17 protein-coding genes are annotated in these 19,710 nt (G+C 48.3%); 2 read left to right on the plus strand and 15 right to left on the minus strand.

Annotated elements, in window-relative coordinates; all coding sequences use genetic code 11:
• Positions 1-11 precede the first annotated feature (11 nt).
• The 5 genes from urtD to ureG form a co-directional block, all read right to left on the minus strand.
• Entirely contained in the window at positions 12-767 is a 756-nt protein-coding gene (gene urtD, locus AC1S5B_RS14900; protein WP_482036455.1) for an urea ABC transporter ATP-binding protein UrtD, read from the minus strand.
• Positions 727-1,935 carry an urea ABC transporter permease subunit UrtC gene (gene urtC / locus AC1S5B_RS14905; RefSeq protein WP_482036456.1) on the minus strand — a complete coding sequence of 403 codons (1,209 nt, stop codon included), beginning with the start codon at positions 1,933-1,935 and terminating at the stop codon, positions 727-729. Before urtC ends, urtD begins: the two co-directional genes overlap by 41 nt.
• A gap of 9 nt (positions 1,936-1,944) precedes the next feature.
• On the minus strand, positions 1,945-3,096 hold the full coding sequence (locus tag AC1S5B_RS14910) for an ABC transporter permease subunit (protein WP_482036457.1): 1,152 nt from the start codon (positions 3,094-3,096) through the stop codon (positions 1,945-1,947).
• Between the two features lie 245 nt (positions 3,097-3,341).
• A complete protein-coding gene (gene urtA, locus AC1S5B_RS14915; RefSeq protein WP_482036458.1) occupies positions 3,342-4,655 on the minus strand; it encodes an urea ABC transporter substrate-binding protein in 1,314 nt (437 codons plus the stop codon).
• Between the two features lie 131 nt (positions 4,656-4,786).
• Positions 4,787-5,401, minus strand: a complete 615-nt coding sequence (gene ureG / locus AC1S5B_RS14920; protein ID WP_482036459.1) for an urease accessory protein UreG — start codon at positions 5,399-5,401, stop codon at positions 4,787-4,789.
• 258 nt (positions 5,402-5,659) lie between these two features.
• Between ureG and AC1S5B_RS14925 the strand changes: the two genes are divergently transcribed.
• Positions 5,660-7,600 carry a chloride channel protein gene (locus AC1S5B_RS14925; RefSeq protein ID WP_482036460.1) on the plus strand — a complete coding sequence of 647 codons (1,941 nt, stop codon included), beginning with the start codon at positions 5,660-5,662 and terminating at the stop codon, positions 7,598-7,600.
• A 134-nt stretch (positions 7,601-7,734) separates the two neighbouring features.
• Here AC1S5B_RS14925 and AC1S5B_RS14930 read toward each other — a convergent pair whose 3' ends face one another.
• Positions 7,735-8,124, minus strand: a complete 390-nt coding sequence (locus tag AC1S5B_RS14930) for an AbrB family transcriptional regulator (protein WP_482036461.1) — start codon at positions 8,122-8,124, stop codon at positions 7,735-7,737.
• Between the two features lie 744 nt (positions 8,125-8,868).
• On the opposite strand from AC1S5B_RS14930, the gene AC1S5B_RS14935 reads away from it, so the two are divergent.
• Positions 8,869-11,550, plus strand: a complete 2,682-nt coding sequence (locus AC1S5B_RS14935; RefSeq protein WP_482036462.1) for a chloride channel protein — start codon at positions 8,869-8,871, stop codon at positions 11,548-11,550.
• On the opposite strand, the gene AC1S5B_RS14940 is transcribed toward AC1S5B_RS14935, so the two are convergent.
• The 9 genes from AC1S5B_RS14940 to AC1S5B_RS14980 all read right to left on the minus strand — a co-directional run bounded on the left by AC1S5B_RS14940 (position 11,531) and on the right by AC1S5B_RS14980 (position 19,679).
• A complete protein-coding gene (locus AC1S5B_RS14940; protein ID WP_482036463.1) occupies positions 11,531-11,836 on the minus strand; it encodes a hypothetical protein in 306 nt (101 codons plus the stop codon). The two genes, AC1S5B_RS14935 and AC1S5B_RS14940, sit on opposite strands and share 20 nt — an antisense overlap.
• A 622-nt stretch (positions 11,837-12,458) precedes the next feature.
• A complete protein-coding gene (locus AC1S5B_RS14945) occupies positions 12,459-12,881 on the minus strand; it encodes a TIGR02588 family protein (protein WP_482036464.1) in 423 nt (140 codons plus the stop codon).
• Positions 12,878-13,741, minus strand: a complete 864-nt coding sequence (locus tag AC1S5B_RS14950; protein WP_482036465.1) for a TIGR02587 family membrane protein — start codon at positions 13,739-13,741, stop codon at positions 12,878-12,880. Before AC1S5B_RS14950 ends, AC1S5B_RS14945 begins: the two co-directional genes overlap by 4 nt.
• A 63-nt stretch (positions 13,742-13,804) precedes the next feature.
• Complete coding sequence (locus tag AC1S5B_RS14955) at positions 13,805-15,619, minus strand: M3 family oligoendopeptidase (protein ID WP_482036466.1); 1,815 nt, start codon at positions 15,617-15,619, stop codon at positions 13,805-13,807.
• A gap of 191 nt (positions 15,620-15,810) precedes the next feature.
• Complete coding sequence (arsH, locus tag AC1S5B_RS14960) at positions 15,811-16,449, minus strand: arsenical resistance protein ArsH (RefSeq protein WP_482036467.1); 639 nt, start codon at positions 16,447-16,449, stop codon at positions 15,811-15,813.
• Positions 16,442-16,918, minus strand: a complete 477-nt coding sequence (locus tag AC1S5B_RS14965; protein WP_482036468.1) for a phosphatase domain-containing putative toxin — start codon at positions 16,916-16,918, stop codon at positions 16,442-16,444. Before AC1S5B_RS14965 ends, arsH begins: the two co-directional genes overlap by 8 nt.
• Positions 16,919-16,920: 2 nt before the next feature.
• Positions 16,921-17,319: an arsenate reductase, glutathione/glutaredoxin type gene (gene arsC, locus AC1S5B_RS14970; protein WP_482036469.1), complete on the minus strand. Its 399-nt coding sequence runs from the start codon at positions 17,317-17,319 to the stop codon at positions 16,921-16,923.
• Between the two features lie 26 nt (positions 17,320-17,345).
• On the minus strand, positions 17,346-18,500 hold the full coding sequence (arsB, locus tag AC1S5B_RS14975; protein ID WP_482036470.1) for an ACR3 family arsenite efflux transporter: 1,155 nt from the start codon (positions 18,498-18,500) through the stop codon (positions 17,346-17,348).
• Positions 18,501-18,599: 99 nt separating this feature from the next.
• Positions 18,600-19,679 (minus strand): PstS family phosphate ABC transporter substrate-binding protein, encoded by a 1,080-nt coding sequence (locus tag AC1S5B_RS14980; RefSeq protein ID WP_482036471.1) that lies wholly within the window; start codon positions 19,677-19,679, stop codon positions 18,600-18,602.
• Between the last annotated feature and the right edge of the window lie 31 nt (positions 19,680-19,710).

Raw genomic sequence — 19,710 nt, forward strand, 5'->3', positions numbered from 1 at the left:
GTTCCTGATAACTAGGCGGCGTGAGCTTCTTCGCTGCCTAGGTAGACTTCGATCACTTTTGGGTTATTTTGCACTTCATCCATTGTTCCTTCGCAAAGAACTGACCCTTGATGGAGAACAGTCACTTGGCGGGCAATTTGCCGGACAAATTCCATGTCGTGTTCAATCACCATAATGGAATGGCTTTCAGCAAGGGTTAGCAGCAAGTCTCCCACTTTTTCGGTTTCCTCGTCCGTGAGTCCGGCGACGGGTTCATCGACCAGCAGTAAATCAGGAGATTGAGCAACCAACATACCAATTTCCAGCCGTTGTTTTTCGCCATGGGAAAGCAATTCGGCGGGAATATCGGCTTTGATAGTCAGCCCAATTGTTTCTAATAGTCCAGTTACGGTTCGCCGTTCAGCCGTTGAGGAACCCGCCATGAGAGATGCCCAGACATTTTTTTTACGCGCACCGGAGAGTTCCAAATTTTCGCGGGGAGTCAGCTTTTGGTAGACGCGCGGAGTTTGAAATTTACGCCCAATTCCCATTCGAGAAATTTCATATTCTGCATAAGGGCGCAGGTTTTTCCCTTTGAAGAACACCTCTCCTTCAGTGGGTTTGGTTTTGCCCGTAATCGCATCCATGAAGGTGGTTTTTCCGGCTCCGTTGGGTCCAATTACGACGCGCAACTCACCCGGCTCCAAACTGAAATTGAGGTTGTTAATGGCGGTAAAGCCGCCAAATCTAACCGTCAGATTCTGAATCTCCAAGATTTTTCCGTTCATATTCAACCTCAGGATCTTCTTCAAGACTTGGGTAAGTGATTAATTTTTCGCGACCACGACCAGATAGCGATCGCAGCCAGTTGATGCCATCAGTACGGAGCCAGCCAAGAATCCCCATGGGTAGCACCGTTACTACAATCAGGAACAACGCGCCCTGGAAAAACAGCCAGAATTCGGGAAATTTTTCGCTGAGCAGAGTCCGGGCAAAGTTGACAATCAGAGTGCCTAAAATTGCTCCTATCAAGGTTCCCCGCCCACCCAGGGCAACCCAGATTACCATTTCAATTGAAAAAGCGACATCCATCGCTTTGGGCGTGATGATACCCGACTGCACCGTATAGAGCGCTCCAGCAATTCCGGCTAAAGCGGCTGAAACGGCGAACACAAAGACTTTGTACCCAGTGGGATTGTATCCAGAGAAGCGCACTCTCGGTTCATCGTCACGGATGGCTACCAGAACTCGACCGATGCGCCCACTGGTGAGCCAGCGACAGAGAAAATATCCGCCTAACAGAAACAAAATGCTGAACGCATAGAACGTGGTTTGGATGCGCGGATCACTGACTTGAAGCCCAAAGAAGGTGGAAGTATCCGTTTTTAGACCATTGGTGCCGTTAATCAACTTTTGCTGACCGTTGAAAAAGTTGAAAAATACAATCAGTGCGGCTTGGGTGAGGATGGAAAAATACACCCCACGGATGCGATTGCGAAAAACCAAATAGCCGATCGCAGCAGCGACAATCGCCGGAATAACCACAACCGCAATCAATGTAAAAGGTAGGGAACGAAAGGGCTGCCAAAAACCGGGTAGCTCCGACACGCCATAAAGCGAGAAAAATTCAGGAATTTGCCCATCTTGCAGTTGGAGATGCATTGCTAGGGCATAGCCGCCCAATGCAAAAAAGATGCCATGCCCCAAACTAAGCAATCCTGTAAAGCCCCAAATTAGGTCAATGCCCAGAGCCGCGATCGCCAGTGCCAAAAAGCGCCCTAGTTGATTGACCCGAATACCTTGACCTGAACCGGTCAGCATTGCAGGAATGATAAACATCAGCACCAGTGCAACCCCAAGAGCGATCGCCGCTTCTCGCACCAATGCTTTTTTGCGCTGCCGTGTATTCAGCCCAGGCAAGGCATCCACAACGCTACCGACTGTCTCTACCGTCATGTCAACCTCCTAAGCATCCACTGTTCGACCTTTTGGCGGGAATAAACCAGCAGGTTTGAACTGAAGAAAAATTACGATCAGCGCAAACACAAACACTTTTGCCATACTGGCAGTGGCAAAAAACTCAAATAAGCCCGTTAATGCTGGGCTAAAGCTGACCAGCGGACCCAACGCATTGGAACCCACCATGTAGCTAATCGTGCCGATCGCACTCGCGGCAATGATCGTGCCAGCCAGTTTCCCAACCCCACCGACCACGACCACCATGAACGCATCCACAATGTAGGACTGCCCCGTATTGGAACTAACCGACCCTAGCAAACTCACCGCGACTCCGGCGATTCCCGCTAACCCAGACCCCAAGGCAAATGTCAGGGCATCAACCGTTTTGGTAGGAATTCCCAAACAAGCGCTCATATTGCGGTTTTGGGTAACCGAGCGAATCCGCAGCCCCCAAGGAGTTTTGTTTAGAAACCAGTAAATCGCAAACACACAGGCTGCGGTTAAAACAATGATGAATAAGCGGGTGTAGGGCAACTGATAGGCACCCATGGGAAACCCGCCTCGCAACCATTTTGGAGCCGTAACATCTACGCCCTGCGTCCCAAACCAGGGTTTACTCACTGCCATTTTAAACATGCCGCCTAAAAGACTGGCAAACAGCAGGGCGATCGCTGCCGACAAAGGCAACATCAAAGCAATCACCCAGCCGCGAATCCGCTCAAAGTCAGGGCGACGGGCAGCTACCCAGAGCGCCCCTACAAACAGCGCCGTGAAAACAGTCAGCCCTGCAATAAATTGCCAACTGACGCTCCGCACAAACTGCTGCAAGATTAAACTTACGCCCCAAGTTGCCAGCAAGGTTTCCAAAGGTCTGCCGTAGAGATAGCGAACCACCGTTCGTTCTAAGACAAGACCCAACAATGCCGTCACTGCAAAAGCCGCAATCAAAGCGAAAAAGATATACGCCTCAGATAGCGGGGTTTTCTTGAAGACATTTTGAACCACAAACGTCGTGTATGCGCCAATCATCATGAACTCTCCATGAGCCATGTTGATTACGCCCATGAGACCAAACACGATCGCCAGCCCCAAGGCGGCTAACAACAAGACCGAGCCAATACTCAGCCCACCAAAAATGGATTCAAGAAGTTGGGTCAATTTCTTCTCCCAAAAAGATTGCTAAAAGAGATTGCTAGGAAATTGTCGTTCTGAAGGCAGGGAAGGTCTGTAGCCTACGCTTCAAAAGAATCATCTAGATAAAATCAGGTAATGCTGCGTAGCCAATAAACCTGACGGGGCACCATACCATGAAGGGTAAGTTAGCGCAGTTTATCCATGCCAACTTACCCTTGCAGTGAAACGTTGCAGTGAAATAACGCGATCGCGTCTTTCACAACTTCAAATTAGGTCATCTTAAACTTGCCGCCCTTCGCCGGGTCAGACCAGTCGCAAGAAAAGCCCTTGGTATCTTTGACAAATTGGTTCCAAGGAATTGGCTTGACCGCCGTTTTGGAGTCATAAACAATGTTAAATAGCCCATCGTCGCGGACTTCTCCAATCCGAACGATTTTTGCTAGATGGTGGTTGTTTTCTAAGGTGTACTTGCCGCCCGGTGCCGCGAAGGTTTCCCCTAGTGCCGCCGCTCGAACTTTGTCTAGATCATCGGCTGTCTTGGCTTTTTCAACCGCTTGCTTCCAGAAATACACCATGCTGTAAGCCGCTTCCATGGGGTCGTTGACCACGCGATCGTCGCCATATTTCTTCTTAAAGGCATCTACAAATGCTTTGCTCTCAGGCGTGTCTACGGTTTGGAAGTAGTTCCAGGACGCATAGTGGCCTTTGAGGTACTCTACACCGATCGCCTTCACTTCTTCTTCCGCGATCGACACAGACATGGATGGATATTTGTCCGGTCCCATTCCAGCCCCTTGCATCTGTTTGAAGAATGCGACGTTACTGTCACCATTCAAACTGTTGTAAATCACACCACCGTCTGGCATGGCAGCCTTAATCTTGGAAATGATTGGGGTGACTTCCGTACCGCCGAGAGGAATGTAGTCTTCGCCCACAACCTTGCCACCTTTGGCTTCCAGTTGCGCCTTGATAATGGTGTTGGCTGTTCTTGGGAAAACGTAATCGGAGCCTACCAAAAAGAACGGCTTGCCTTTATATTTCTCCAGAAGCCAAGTCACGGACGGCTCAATTTGTTGGTTTGGAGCTGCACCCGCGTAAAATACATTTTTAGAACACTCTTGTCCCTCATATTGCACGGGATACCAGAGCATATGGTTCTTAGATTCAAACGTTGGCAGAACCGCTTTACGACTCGAAGAAGTCCAGCAACCAAAGACCGTGACAACCTTGTCTTGATCGATCAGCTTCTTTGCTTTTTCGTTAAATGTGGGCCAATCAGAAGCGCCATCTTCCACGATCGCTTCAATCTTCTTGCCCAGCACGCCACCCGCATTGTTAATTTCTTCAATCGCTAGCTGCTCAGCATCCACGACGCTTTTTTCGCTGATTGCCATCGTGCCGCTGAGGGAGTGGAGAATCCCTACTTTAATCGTATCGCCTGACATCGCGGCGGATGCAGCGGGTGAGGCTTCTGGTGAAGCCGATGGGGTAGTCGTGCTACTTGCGCAAGCTTTTAGTAAAACGCTGCCTGCAACCGTAGAACCTAGAATGATAAATTCACGCCGACCAAATTGTCCTGTCATAAAATCTACTGACTCCTCCCAAGCGATATGAAACTGACCTAATGGTCAACTCAGCAATATCCCTGAGATACTAAAGTCTAGACCGCTAAGAATATTGTGCTTTAATATACAAAATGATTTTGTAGTCACTTTTACTGGGCAGGAACGCCGAAATTTGCTTGAAACTGAATGAATTCTACGATCGCAGGTAGTCCAGCCAATGTTTTAAGATTCGTAAAAACAAACGGCTTATCACCCCGCATTTTTTGGGTGTCGCGCTCCATCACATTTAGATCTGCTCCAACATAGGGTGCTAGATCAATTTTGTTAATCACTAACAAATCAGATTTGGTAATGCCGGGTCCCCCTTTTCGCGGAATTTTGTCGCCACCCGCCACGTCAATCACATACAGGGTGAGATCTACTAACTCTGGGCTGAAGGTCGCCGCCAAGTTGTCGCCCCCACTTTCCACAAACACCAGATCTAAATCTACAAAGCGCTTTTCCATATCCTCGATCGCGGCAATGTTCATGGAAGCATCTTCTCGAATTGCCGTATGGGGACAGCCCCCCGTTTCCACCCCTAAAATGCGATCGCGACTCAACGCCTGACTTCGGACTAAATATTGAGCATCTTCTTGGGTGTAGATATCATTCGTCACCACCGCAAGATTGTAGCGATCGCGTAATGCCTTACACAGCGCATCCACTAACGCCGTTTTGCCTGAACCTACTGGACCTGCAATGCCAACCCGGAAAGCACTCATATTGTTTTAAGCCGTGAGATTACAAAAAAACTCTAGCGCTAAAAAGCATATCTGTTCGCAAAAAAGCCTGTTCGCAAAAAAGAAGGCGGTAGTCTTTCTGAAATTCGTTGAGACAACCTTTTCAAAGCAGATCTAGTGAACAAGTGATTGAAAAGGCAGATTCCCTTAAGAACACTCTGGAACCGTGTTGGCTGGGAGCGAAATAGCTCAAAATAAGAGATAGACATAAAAATTAAACTGAGTCTCATTTTCCATTCAATGACACCAAGCCCCCCCGCCCCGCCATCCAGTGACACCCCGCTTTCTCATGCTTCACCCTCACTGCTGCCATTAACCAATCGGTTGCACGCCTCGCCTGAAACAGTCGTGCTACTGCTGGCGTTGGTGATTGGTGGCAGCACTGGAATTGCGGTAGTCTTTTTTCACTATTTAATCAAACAGATTCACTCCTTCATGTTGGAAAACTTTATGGGTGCGGTGTTTGATTGGGGTGCCTGGACGCTGGCACTCGTGCCCATTGTGGGTGGATTAGTAGTTGGGTTGCTGCGGTGGCAATGGCAAGATTTTGGTCCCACCCTGTCTTCCCTGGTTTCATCGCCTCAAAGTGCTACAAATGCGTCTGCTACGAAGGGAACCATTAAGGCGATCGCGGCGGCGGTTTCTTTAGGCACAGGAGCCTCTTTAGGACCGGAAGGACCGAGTGTCGAAATTGGCAGCAATGTTGGTGTGTTCCTTGGCAAAACCTTAAAGGTTTCCCAGGATCGCCAACGGTTACTACTCGGTGCAGGAGCCGCCGCTGGATTTGCTGCTGGGTTTAATGCCCCGATCTCCGGAGTCTTTTTTGCCCTAGAGGTCGTTTTGGGCACCACCTTTGTGACCTCGTCCGTGAGTGTGGTGCTGCTTTCCGCTGTAGTCGCCGCGTTAATTTCGCAGATTGGTTTAGGCGGACAACCTGCTTTTACCCTACCGAGCTACGAAGTTCGCAGCCCCTTAGAACTGCCACTTTATTTAGGATTAGGACTACTTGCTAGTTTGGTTTCAATCGCCTACACCCGATCTATTCAGCTTTCTCAGCGGTTTTTTCAGGGAAAGATTCCAGGGTTCAGCCCTATGGAAAAGATTCCGCTTGGGATGCGCCCGGTGATTGGGGGTGCCTGCATTGGCGCTGTGGCACTGATCTTTCCCCAAGTTTTGGGCATTGGCTATGAAACGATTGAAGCGATGCTGCGGGATGTTCAGTTTTCCTTACCGTTGTTAATGGCATTACTGCTTATAAAGTTGCTGATGACCGCCCTCAGCTTAGGCAGCGGGTTTGTCGGCGGCTTGTTCGCGCCCGCCATGTTTTTAGGGGCTTCCTTGGGAGCCGCTTACGGTAAAACCTTAGGACTGTTTCCTACGATCATCTCAGCCAATATTGCGGCTCCTCCTGCCTATGCAATGGTCGGCATGGCAGCCGTTTTGGCGGCAAGTGTGCGGGCACCTCTAACAGCAATTCTGTTGCTATTTGAATTGACTCGTGACTATCGGATTATTTTGCCGCTGATGGCAGCGGTGGGCTTGAGCGTCTGGTTAGTGGAGTGGCTGAACCCAATTACAAGCCGCCTGCCAACGATTGAACCAGCAGAGCTAGAAAAAGAGTCAGACCAGCGCCTAGAACTAATGCAGCACTTGCAAGTCGGGGAAGCGATGCGGCAAGACTATTTGCGGCTTTCTAAAACGTTATTGACTATAGATGGGGGCTTAGCACTAGTGCAACATCAGGTTCACAGTGCGCTGGTTGTGGATGAGCAGGAGCAGCTAGTTGGAATTGTGACGCTTCAAGATATCAATCGGGCGATCGCGCAGTGGGAAGCCATCGCTGTGAATGACCATAAGCCGGAATCCTTGGCTCAACGGTCTAATACACTTTGGGACATTTGCACAAAAGACGTTTTGTGTACGTATGAAGATGAATCGATCGCCGACGCTCAAGCTCGAATGGCAACAAGGGGCTTACAGCAATTGCCCGTTGTGAAACGAGACGACTCGCGCCAAATCCTTGGTTTGCTGGAACAGGATCAGATTCGCTTGGTTTACAGTATTGAGGTCACTCAAAACGCTCTAAAGCCTTACTTGACACAGGATGCATTAGGGAAAGAAACTCAAACAATTGATTCATCTGAAATCATCGCCTTACCAGTTTTAAAGCAGTCAGCTTAATGGACTCTCTTTAGCGATTTCGACTCGTCCAGATGCCCGTAAACATCATTGACATGCCGCCGATAAAAATTGCGATCGCTAACCCCGCAGGAAGAACTATCGTCCAGTCGATCGATTCCATGTTGATAACGCCTTTAATCTTCTGATTCAATGGGGTCAATTTGCTTTAACTGGATGTGTTTACGCCCTAATGAAATTTCAAACTCATCTCCTGGCTTGAGATCCATTTGTTTTGTGTAAGCAGCACCAATCAACAGGTTTAGATTGGACTGCACTCTAATCCGATAGCTAGCGCTTCTGCCTCCCTGTCCATTTGACCCCATTTTTCCATCTAATTCAATCCCTTCTGCATCAATTAAAGCATTCAGGAATTTCATCATATTGACCCGCTCCACACCATTTTTTGTGACGGTGTAATACCCGCATTCTCTTGCTTTGGCTTCCTTAGGCAAGGCTTCTAGTTCTCTTACCTTTTTGAGCAGGGAGTCACCTGTTAGTGGCTCAACTTTCTTTTTCTTAATCATTAAAATACTGCAAAAGAATCTTAGTTGTTCGGCAAATATGATAGCGATCGCCACTCAAAACGTTTACTTTGAATTTAAGTGCATCAGCTTTAAGCAACTTGCGTCATCATACTATATTGATACCATGTTTTTTGCTGATAGAAACCTTGCTGATCTTTGAAATCTGTCGGTTAGAAAAAAGATTTGTTGGTTGAAATAGATTCCGACTGCCTAAACGAGAATAAGCAAAAAAAAGTTCGGTGCTATTGGAGACTCACACCTATTCAATCCTCCCATCGGGTGAATCTGGCACGATAGCAAAGACTTATAAGCATGGTAGAGCTTTGTTTTAGCGCGATCGCAGCCCTAGTAAAGTATGAACAGATTCAATGGAATATAAGTAGATGAACTTAAATAGCTCCCCTTATTTGTCTTTAAAGAGAGGAGCATAATATTTTAAGGTTCCTTGCTTGGGGGAGAGGAGTTTAGGGTAAGGATAGTTCATGGCATCTTCCATTCAATTAGATTTAGATCTGTCTATTTACTTCACTATTACTAGTTTTATCGGCAAAGCATTCGATTCAACAATGGTTCTCTTTTTCTCTAAAGTTAAGATGCCGGGTGTTCATAGGTCACTAAAGCCGTCAAGCTCCTTTTTTGCTAATCATCTAAATCTTGTTTGCAGAGGGCAAAAGAAGCATCGGATCGAAAGTTTTTCTTTTCTCAATCTTTGTAGAGCGTTTGGTGATGTTTCTTAAATAATTTATGGTGCCCCCTACTCCTTTCAACTCCTTCCGTCAATTGTTGAAACCAAAGCGACTAGCAATTTTTGAAGCGGTTCTAATTGGTTTAGTTGCAGCATCAGCGGCAGTGCTGCTTAAGCAAGGAGTCTACTGGTTTAGCAGTTGGCGAGTGCGGGAATCGTTGTTACTGCCTGCCTGGTTGTTGCTGCCTGCCATTGGGTTGCTGGGGGGGATGTTATCTGGCTTATTGATTGAGCGCTTAGCCCCAGAAGCGTCTGGCAGTGGAATCCCTCAGGTTAAGGCAGCCTTGGCTTATGTGCCGATCGCATTAAATTTGCGGGTGGCGATCGTCAAGCTACTCAGCACCCTGCTGGCTCTAAGCTCTGGCTTGGTGCTGGGTCGGCAGGGTCCAACGGTGCAAATTGGGGCGGCATTGGCGGCTCAGTTAAGCCGCTGGGCACCGCGATCGCCCGATCATCAACGTCAACTCATTGCAGCGGGAGCAGCGGCAGGATTAGCAGCAGGCTTTGATGCCCCAATCGCGGGGGTGCTATTTGTCATTGAAGAACTGCTGCACGATGTATCTAGCTTGACGCTGGGGACGGCGATCTTGGCTTCGTTTACCGGCGGTGTTGTTTCTAGGGTGTTATCGGGACCCAACCTCAGTTTTATTGGTCAGTCTACCCTCAATCAAACCAGTTTTTCCCCTCAAGAGATTCCATTTTTCCTGCTGTTGGGCATATTGACTGGAATTTTTGCAGCAGCCTTTAACCGCAGCATTTTAGAAAGCTTAAAGTTTAGCCGTCGCTATTTGCGGTTCAGTTTGCCCTGGAAAATTGGACTGGCAGGATTGATCTCTGGGTGTGCGATCGCCCTATTACCTCCCGTTTTTCGCGACACTACCACCCTTCAGGGGTTCTTGACCATGGGCACTGCCGATTGGCGGATAACTGCCAGTGCGTTTGTGGTGCAGTTTAGCTTGTCGGTGTTGGCGTGCAGTGCCGAAGCCCCCGGCGGCTTATTTACCCCCAGTCTAGTGCTAGGAGCCGCACTGGGGCAGTTGGTGGGGCTAGTTGCCGGAACTGTGCTAGGCGGTGATCCAATCATTTATGCCTTAACCGGCATGGGAGGTTTTTTTGGAGCCGTCGCAAAGGTGCCAATTACGGCGATCGTGATTGTGTTTGAAACGACTCTTAACTACAACCTGATTTTGCCGTTAATGATTTGCTCGGTTACGGCTTATCTAGTGGCTGAATGGCTATCTCCAGGCTCCCTCTACACCCATTTATTAGAGCTAAAAGGGATAACACTGGCTCCTCCCGAAGCGATGAGTGATGGGCTATGGGCAACTCTGACGGCGGCTGAGGTGATGCAAAAAAAAGTAGAAACGTTGCCTAGCCAAATGAGCCTAGTGGAAGTAGTTGAGGCATTTGCCAAGTCTCACCATCGGGGGTTTCCGGTGGTGAATCAGGGGCGACTGGTAGGCATCGTGACGCAAACCGATCTCGATAAAGTCACTCATTTAAAAGTCTCAAAGCCTGTGGTGCTCAAAGACATCATGACTCCGCAGCCTATTACGGTAAACCCGGAGGATACGCTCAGTCAGGTTCTTCATCTCCTTTCAAGCTACAAGCTTTCTCGGTTGCCCGTCATCTCCCATCGCAAACTGGTGGGCATCATTACCCGGAGTGACATTTTGCGGGTTGAGTCGGAAAAATTACGGGGTGGCTCGGAACGAGTGGGTCCTCAGCCAGAGCCGTCTTATGTGGTCTATCAAACTCAAGCGCCTGCTTTGGGTCAAGGACGGTTGCTAGTGCCGCTGAGCAATCCTCAAACCATGAACGGGCTGATGAAGCTGGCATTGGTCATTGCCCGCGATCGCGACTATGAGATCGAGTGTTTGCAAGTGATTACCGTGCCGCGCCATAGCTCCCCATCTGAAACAGCCGTCAACACAACCCTCAGCCGCCGCATCCTCAAACGTGCTATTCATCAAGGGCAGGCTTGGGGTATTCCCGTGCATACTCAGATTCGAGCCGCCCATAGCACTGCCGAAGCGGTTCTAGAAACCGTTAAGGCACGCCATATCGATCTGTTGCTGATGGGCTGGAAAGGAAGCACCTCTACGCCAGGGCGAATTTTTGGCGACACCGTAGATACTGCAATTCGGCAAGCAGATTGCGATGTGGTGCTGGTCAAAATGGGAGAGGCATTAATTGGCTCTCATTTATACCCAAATGAAGTGTTACATGGCGCTGAATCCACTGAATCAGAGCAATCCCCAGTAAAGATGCTGCTGCGATTAACGCAGCTACAACGCTGGCTAGTTCCGATTGGTGGGGGACCTAATGCAGACTATGCCGTGACCCTGCTCCCCGCCTTAGTTTCGCTCAGCCAAGAGCCAGAAATTCGACTGTGCCATGTTTCTGCTCCCAATGAACAAGCCTACGATATTAGCCCACTTGAAAAAAGCGCGGCATTTCTCCGGCAGCAAGTTCAAGCATCGGTGGTGATTACATCGGTTTGCGCCCGGTCGGTGGCAGAAGCGGTCGTAGACATGGCGCAAAATAACCAGTGCGATGTGATTGTGCTGGGTGCGAGTCGAGAAGGGTTGTTGCAGCAAGCAATTCAGGGAAACATTCCAGAAGAGATCGCCCGAAACTGTGATTGCACCGTGATCTTAGTTAGGAAAGCGACTGCGTAAACTGATGACGGGATGCAAAATCGAGCGATCGCCCAAGCGATTGCCACGCTTCAAACGCTAAAGTTTCTGATTCATAAAACTCTCGCAACACTTGACGTAGCGACTGACACGCAAAAAAATGATCAATCACCTGGATTGCCGCATTCATGGCAATTTGATAGTTTTGATAGACAATTGGAGCCGCCAATTTTTCTCCAAGCGGCGATCGACAACACACCCGTAAGCCACTTTCTGTCGCCGTCACTTCAACCATCCAGCCTCGATGAAATTCTATTGACTCATTCATAATACGAAACCATCTGATTGATTGAATTGACGTGCGGATCGATCGCTAAACCTTCACAAGTTACGATGGACGCTTAATAACACTTGTATTCAACTATAGAAAATAATACTTAATTCCTCATTGCGCCTTGACGCAAACCCATACGCCATTTGTCTGATTTTAGCTGGTAGACGGGAATCCCCGCGCTCTGCCTGTACTCAGTTGTTCCCTTAGGATTACGGGTTAAAGATTGAAAGCCTGCTTTGAATCGGTTTGCGGTCACGCAGTGTTGCGAAGCAGTATCGCCTATGACGTTCACGCAGTGGCTCCTTTGGAGCGTTGCTTTCCGCTGTGATCTTTTATCTTTGACATAATCTATTTGACATACCCAATTAGGAGGGTATTTAATCTACATTCCCTAGTCTCGAATGGAGTCAATATTGCTCCAATTTCCAGATTGGCAGTGAGCGATTAAAACATCCATTTGACGATCTAAGTTAGACTTTTGGTCATGGGAGCTTACCCGACCTTAGGGAAGCGTCAAGCGGCTTTCAGGGCTTACAAACTGGTCGATGTCGCCTAGATAATATAGCTGCTATTTAACACCCTTGACTCCCAGTCCCACTTCTTTTTATCGCGTACCTCAAGGCGTTTTATAGCTAGCGACTCGCACTACCAAATCACCTTGGCGTGGATCTGCTTTAAAGACGAAGGCAGCTTTTTCTGTCTCTCCTTCGGATAAAAAATCAATTTGCAAATCGCCTGATTCTTGAGCACCTGTTCCAACTTTCAACTCAGCCATAACTTGCACTGATTCAGCCGTTTCGCCCCCGGTGTTAGAAATTTCAAACGGAACATAAAATTGTCCGTTCTCTTCTCGTATTGGCTCAGGGCGCTGGATTACTAAGACTGGGGGACTGTCTCGTCCGGCTGCCCAGCTATAAATGACCAACCCGACGATCGCTCCTAAAATCAACGATGAGATGCCAAAAGATAGCCATTCAGCAACGCTGCGAGAAGGACGTTTTGTTTCTGGCTCAATATTTTTGCTTTCAATATCCGTCATATGGCTAACCGTCCTGCTGCGCCGCCGATTGTGGCAGGCAACCCTAAAATAATTGAGTAGCTCAGCCAGAGATGCCAGGGATCGTTCCAGTGCAGCTTATTAAAAAATACTAGCATTAGGCAGGCTGCCACCAATGAAACCAGGTACGAGATTAATGTTTCATTGTAGGGGTTCTGAAAAAGCCCTTCTTGCTGCTGTCGTTTTTGCTGATTAGTGAATCCAGCGGCAAAGACGATCGCGTAGGATACTAGAAGCGAGGCGACCATGACTGCCAACAGCCATAATCCATCGGTTGCCGCTGCAATCATCGGGATCTCATCGGTAGGGGCGATGTTGAATGCGATAATGATCGCGCCGATTAAAGTACCGCCAACATCAGAAAATGTTGCATTAAAAGTGGGTTGATTGGACTCAGGATCATCATTTTTGGGTGTTTCTTCCTTTTGTCCAGATAAAAACTGATTTGCCAAGGCCACTCCCAACGTGAAAGGAGTACTGACATAAATCACCTTGCCCATTGCTTCATTCAGTGAGGTTTGGAGCGTAATCTCCTGAATGAGCATCAGCATTAAGCCCGCACACACTAACCCGATCGCCATTGCCTCCACACTGTCGATCGCCGCATCGATCGCATAAATATCATTCGTTTGGCGAAATCCAGCGGTGCGATTGAGCATGAAGACAATTACAAAGGTCAACACTAGCGCCATAAGTAAGCGAATCATGTGGGCAGATGAGCCAATCCACCAAACTTCCATAGTGTAGAGCAAAGGAACCCCAAATAAAAATCCACCCGATGCCCCCCGAATGAGGTCATAAAGCTCAGTCTTCCACTGATGAGGATGTTTTGTCGTTTTCACTGGCTCATCTACCCTAAAAAGAATCTAGAGCGCTATCGCCGCGCCATTTGCCCGACTCTCATCTTACAGGGTTGCCTGGAGTTGATCGAGCAAGCCTTCCACATACTTTAGGGCGGCACTGATGGTAGCAGGATCTTCTAAATCCACATCGACATATTGCTTCAGGGCAGCCACTTGATCCATGCTGCCGCCTGCGGATAATAGTTCCAGATAGCCCGGAATAAAATCTTTACCGACTTGCAGATATTTCTGATAGCAGGCAAGGCTGACGATGTTAGAAGCGGTGTATTGATAGCAGTAGTAGGGTTTGAAATAAATATGCCCAATCCGTGCCCAGTCATATTGATGGTCTGGCAGTACTTCCACTGCGTCGCCGCAAAGCTCTTGATACAGCGACATCCATTGGTCGTTGACAAAGGTATGGTCAAAGGTGCCTTGAGTGGCGCGATCGTGCATTGCCAATTCTAAGCGGCTGATGGTGCTTTGGCGAAACAGTAGATTCAACTGATCCTCTAGCTGCCGCGTGATTAGAGTTTTCTTCAGGGCGGGATTGTCTCCAGCTTGCTTCAGCAGATAATCTAGCAGCAGCAGTTCGTTAAAGGTTGAGGCAATTTCTGCCAGGATCATCGGTGGGTTGCTGTTGAAGTAGGATTGGCGATCGCTAATCCAGTCAAAATGAAGCCCATGACCCATTTCATGCGCCAAGGTAAACAGAGAATTGTAGTCTTCAGTATAGGAAAGCAGCAGGCAGCTATGTTTGCCGTGAATATACCAGCAGAATGCACCGCCTCGTTTGCCGGGACGAACCTTTGCATCGACCCAATTGTTCAGAAAGAATTCTTCGGCACGACGGGCATAGTTGACATCAAAATCCGCGATCGCTGCCAGCAAGGTTTCCACCCCAGCTTTATAGGGCAATGGTTCCACAGGTTGGCTGTCCCACGGTGCATAGACATCGCAAGTGCGAATGGTTTGTCCCAATGCCTGCCCCTTCAGCGTGTAATAGCGCTGCCACAAATCGAAGCGATCGCGAGTACCCTCCATAATGGCGCGGAAGACTGGCTCCGAGACTTCATCCGCTAGCAATTGCTTATGCAAAGTCGAGTCATAGCCCCGCATTTGATTTTCTAGCTTATGATCTTGGGCAATGCTGTTGAGAATATAGCCATAGAGAGAATTATGCTGCTGCATCACCGATCGCACTGAGCCATAAGCGTTGTAGCGAACATCGGCATCAGGATGAAACAGCAGCGACCCTAACTCCGCTTCAGTGCCGTAAGATTTGCCGTCGGGTGTAGAAACTGCTTCATAGTCCTGTTCACCTAAATGCACCGATCGCAGATTAATAAACGCCTGCCGCCCAGTCAAGCTATCTTGGTTGCGGGTTTGCTCCACTGATTCAGAGAGTTTATAAGGTCTAAATTTAGATAGGTTGTAAAAGTAGTGGCGATAGGATTGAAGCACCGCAGACTGCTCCAGTTCGCTATATCTTGCATCATCCAGATTCTTGAGTTCTAAGTCAAAAAATAAAAGCTGATTTTCAATCCCTGTCAGTGCTTCTAGCACCTTGTCTTGCATTTGCTTGGCTTCGGTGTTGCGCGTATCTGCCGAGAAGATCAGCGCCGGAAAGGCGTAGAGAATACCCGATTGCTGCGCGATCGCTTCTAGTTGTTTCAAGCAATCTGCAATTTGTTCGGCTGTCAGGTCTTCCACGTTATCGCGAAAGGTATCCCGAAATTGGATTGCCGTTTCTTGGAGTTGTTCCAAGTCTTCAGTCAACCGTGGATCGTCAAATCCTTGGTAGAGAGCAGATAAGTCCCATTCCTGAGGGTTTTCCAGTAGGGTGGGATTATTAAGCATTGAAGCAGACTGAACCAAAGTAAACTCCTTTTTCCGACTGACACAAGCATGGCACGTTGACGAGAAACAGCAGGTCAACACTCTCCTATTCTGCGTCGGTCAAGTGACTCGCATGGGCATTTGTTTTTAATTCTAGCCCCTCTAAGATCCTAATAAGCTAGGAGCAAAATCTGCTTCCGTATTCGCTAAAGAGCTACTAAGGTAAATTGTTATCCCTCTCGATTGGCAACTTCAAGGGCTTGTTTAGCGGCTTTTTCTTTTCGTTCGCTGTAGCGATCGGTCAAGTAATCCACTTGTCCACGCAACAACACTGTGAATTTATAAAGCTCTTCCATGACATCGACCAAGCGATCGCGGTAGGGCGACTCTTTCATCGTGCCGTCTTCGTTAAACTCTTGATAGGCTTTTGCAACCGAAGACTGATTGGGAATCGTGAACATCCGCATCCAGCGTCCTAACAATCGCAGTGTGTTGACGGCATTAAAAGACTGAGATCCGCCAGATACTTGCATCACGGCTAACGTTCTGCCTTGGGTTGGGCGAACGGCACCCAAACTCAGCGGAATCCAGTCAATTTGATTTTTCATAATGCCCGAAACTTGACCATGGAGTTCTGGACTCGACCAGACTTGTCCTTCTGACCACAGGCTCAACTCCCGTAGCTCCTGCACTTTCGGGTGGGTATCGGGGACGCTGCCATAAATCGGCAGTTCTCGCGGGTCGAAAAACTTTACTTCAGCCCCAAATTCTTGAATGATCCGGGCGGCTTCCTCGGCTGCTAGACGACTGTAGGAGCGATCGCGCAGAGAACCATACAAAAACAAAATTCTGGGAGGATGATCAAACATTGTTATCTAGTGATTTTCCTGCTAACTGTTGTAGAAACGTAGTTTGAGCGTCTCGCAACTCGGCATTGGGATTGGCAGTTTGAATGATTTGCATTGCCTGATTAAAAGATGAGCCAGACTGGATCAAGTAAGCCGCCAGCATGGTTCCAGTTCGGCGATTGCCGCTGGTGCAGTGAACCGCAACTGCATTGCCAAGCTGATGTTGCTCATCCACAAAACTCTGCAACTCTTGAATCTGCTCTGGAGTCGGCGCTGTGCCGCCTTTGGTGGGTAGCCAGCGATGGGGCAGTCCTGCCTGCTCGTACAAATCCAAGTTCGATGGATCATCCATCACAGAGACGATCGCGCCAATCCCTGCGTCTTTCAACTCAATGATTTCGTCAGCCGTAGGTTTTCGTACCCCTGCTAGCTTACCTGGAATCACCCACCACAGGTTTTCTGCGATCGCTTGAACGGGTTGTGCCTCCATATCTATGGCTCTAAACTCTGAATTAGCTTGGCGACACGCTCTTTTACTTCATCCCGGACTCTGGGGAAAATCTCTGGCTTTTCGGCGGGATCATCTAGCTGCCAATCTTCAAATACGTCGCGCACCACCCATTCACCTGGTAAGTTCGCGCCACAGCCGCAGAGAGAAATTACGACATCAAAATCGTCTGGCTTAAAGTCGCTCAATGGCTTCGAGTATTGATCTGTGATATCAATGCCGATATCGTTCATGGTAGCGATCGCTTCTGGGCGCACTTGGCTTGCCTCCAATCCAGAACTGGTGACTGCGATTTTGCCCTTGCCCAGAGTTTTGGCAAACCCCTCTGCCATTTGCGATCGAGCAGAATTCTTCTTACACACAAACATCACACGTTTCATCATTCAAGTCTGACCTCAACAGTACTTAACTAACGATATGAATTCACACAACGAGGATCGCGCAGTGTTGCTTTTTCGGGTTCCCTAGGAAACCACATCGCGGTTCGTTTACAAAATTCCACCAACATCAACATCAATGGGACTTCGATCAAGACACCTACAACGGTTGCCAAAGCAGCGCCAGAATTCAAACCAAACAACACAACGGCTGTCGCGATCGCCACTTCAAAGTGATTACTGGCTCCAATTAATGCGGCAGGCGCAGCATCTTCATACGCCAGTTTCATTCGTTGGGCAGCCACGTAGGAGATCAGAAAAATGAAATTGGTTTGAATAAACAACGGTACTGCAATCAACAAAATATGGAGGGGATTGTTGACAATCAACTCACCCTTGAAGGCAAACAACAACACCAGGGTTAGTAGTAACGCACTGATCGCGATCGGACCCAGATATTTGAGAAACTTCTGCTCAAACCATTCACGCCCTTTGTGTTTGAAAATCCAGTAGCGCGAATACATCCCCGCAATCAGCGGTAAACCCACATAAATCAGAACTGAAAGGGCGATCGTTTCCCAGGGTACAGTTAAATCGTTGGCAGCCAGCAGCCAGCGACCCAGGGGAGCGTATAGAAACAACATCGCCAGGGAATTGACTGCCACCATAACCAGAGTGTGTCCCTGATTGCCATAGCAAAGGTAGCCCCACATCAACACCATTGCAGTGCAGGGAGCAATCCCAAGCAAAATTGTCCCAGCAATATAGGAGTTTGCTAAAGGAACTTCTACACCCCGAATGATTTCTGTCCCTGTAATCAAAGGACGAAACAGCCAACCTAAAAAGAACTGAGAAAACGCTACCATCGTGAATGGCTTAATCAGCCAGTTGACCACCAGGGTGAGAATCACAGGTTTGGGCGTGCGGATTGCCTCTTTTGCCTGGGTGAAATCAATTTTTACCATGATGGGATACATCATGAAAAATAAACAAATGGCGATCGGAATCGACACCTGATAAACACTCATGGCATCCAGAGCTGTAGCTATCCCTGGAAAGAATCTGCCCAATAAGATCCCAGCGATGATACAGAGAAACACCCAAACGGTCAGATAGCGTTCAAAAAAGCTGAGATTGCTACCCGCTTGCACGGCTGAAGAACGAACATCGGATCTATTTGTACCCATCTAAATTTCTTCCTCTTATCAACTAGATCCACCTTTAAACTTCAACGAAGCGTCGATCGCATCAACTTTTCTTGATGCGATATGAGCAGTGTATCGCAACTAAGGCTTACTGGCTTGATCCTCCTGGAATGTTGTTTGTCTACGCAGAAGCTCCGCTACCGTAATATCTGGCTCTGGCACACCCTGGAATGCAGTTCCAATTTCGCCACGAGTAAACTGAATTTCGGCTAACCGATAAGCATCCTCTGGCAATGGTAGATAGCCCACTGTTTCAACCAGTGTCAGCGCATTCTTTAGGTAAAACTCTACAAACGTTCGTAGTTCTGGCTTATCCTGTGCCGCCTTCGAGTTAATATAAATAAATAATGGACGGGCAAGCGGCTGATAGGTCGCATTTTTAATGTTGGCATCATCGGGTGCGATCGCCCCTTTGCCATTGTCTATCGGGAGTGCTTTCACCGCTCCTTTGCTTTGCTTGTAGTAAGCATGGGGAACGTAGCCTAGGGCTGCGGGAAGTTTGCTAATTCCCTGCACCAAGACGTTGTCATCTTCACTACCCACATAGTCGGATCGAGAATTGCTAGCATCTCCCATAATGACTTCGTTAAAGTAGTCGAAGGTTCCAGAGTCGGCTCCGGCTCCAAACAGGTTCAGGGGTTGATTGGGATAGGATGATCGAATCTGATTCCAGTTGGTGAGTTTGCCCTGAGCGGCTCTTTCCCATACTTTTTTCAACTCAGCAACGGTAATGTCCATTGCCCAAGTATTTTGCGGATTGACCGCAATGGTGAGCGCATCAAAAGCAACTGGGAGTTCAATAAAGCCGACTCCATTTTTGACGCAGGTTGCCATTTCTGCTTTCAAAATGGGACGGGAGGCATTGCTGATATCGGTTTCACCTGCACAAAATCGCCGAAACCCAGCGCTAGTGCCAGCAAATTTCACTTCTACCTCTGCTTTTCCGCCCTCTGGGGTACTGCGAAAGGCTTTGGCAACGGCATCGGTGACGGGGTAGACCGTACTGGAGCCATCCGCCACAATTTTTCCACCAGGTGGGGCAATCAGGGTTGGGGTTTCTGCCTGCTTTGTGGGGGCGCAAGCATTCATGGCAAAAATTGCGATCGCGACCAAGATAGCAATTACAGGAAACCTAAGTTTGTTGTGAGCGGTATAAATCATCGATTACTAAACCCTTTAAGCTGGATTGTTC

The organism is Leptolyngbya sp. CALU 1928 (assembly GCF_056784215.1).

Excerpts from the sequence above, each read along its gene's own strand:
- AC1S5B_RS14965 (WP_482036468.1), bottom strand. The coding sequence starts at position 16,918 with ATGGAGGCACAACCCGTTCAAGCGATCGCAGAAAACCTGTGGTGGGTG.
- arsC (WP_482036469.1), bottom strand. The coding sequence starts at position 17,319 with ATGATGAAACGTGTGATGTTTGTGTGTAAGAAGAATTCTGCTCGATCG.
- AC1S5B_RS14935 (WP_482036462.1), top strand. The coding sequence starts at position 8,869 with ATGGTGCCCCCTACTCCTTTCAACTCCTTCCGTCAATTGTTGAAACCA.
- urtD (WP_482036455.1), bottom strand. The coding sequence starts at position 767 with ATGAACGGAAAAATCTTGGAGATTCAGAATCTGACGGTTAGATTTGGC.
- arsH (WP_482036467.1), bottom strand. The coding sequence starts at position 16,449 with ATGTTTGATCATCCTCCCAGAATTTTGTTTTTGTATGGTTCTCTGCGC.
- AC1S5B_RS14980 (WP_482036471.1), bottom strand. The coding sequence starts at position 19,679 with ATGATTTATACCGCTCACAACAAACTTAGGTTTCCTGTAATTGCTATC.
- AC1S5B_RS14940 (WP_482036463.1), bottom strand. The coding sequence starts at position 11,836 with ATGAATGAGTCAATAGAATTTCATCGAGGCTGGATGGTTGAAGTGACG.
- arsB (WP_482036470.1), bottom strand. The coding sequence starts at position 18,500 with ATGGGTACAAATAGATCCGATGTTCGTTCTTCAGCCGTGCAAGCGGGT.
- AC1S5B_RS14945 (WP_482036464.1), bottom strand. The coding sequence starts at position 12,881 with ATGACGGATATTGAAAGCAAAAATATTGAGCCAGAAACAAAACGTCCT.
- ureG (WP_482036459.1), bottom strand. The coding sequence starts at position 5,401 with ATGAGTGCTTTCCGGGTTGGCATTGCAGGTCCAGTAGGTTCAGGCAAA.
- urtA (WP_482036458.1), bottom strand. The coding sequence starts at position 4,655 with ATGACAGGACAATTTGGTCGGCGTGAATTTATCATTCTAGGTTCTACG.
- AC1S5B_RS14925 (WP_482036460.1), top strand. The coding sequence starts at position 5,660 with ATGACACCAAGCCCCCCCGCCCCGCCATCCAGTGACACCCCGCTTTCT.
- urtC (WP_482036456.1), bottom strand. The coding sequence starts at position 1,935 with ATGACGGTAGAGACAGTCGGTAGCGTTGTGGATGCCTTGCCTGGGCTG.
- AC1S5B_RS14930 (WP_482036461.1), bottom strand. The coding sequence starts at position 8,124 with ATGATTAAGAAAAAGAAAGTTGAGCCACTAACAGGTGACTCCCTGCTC.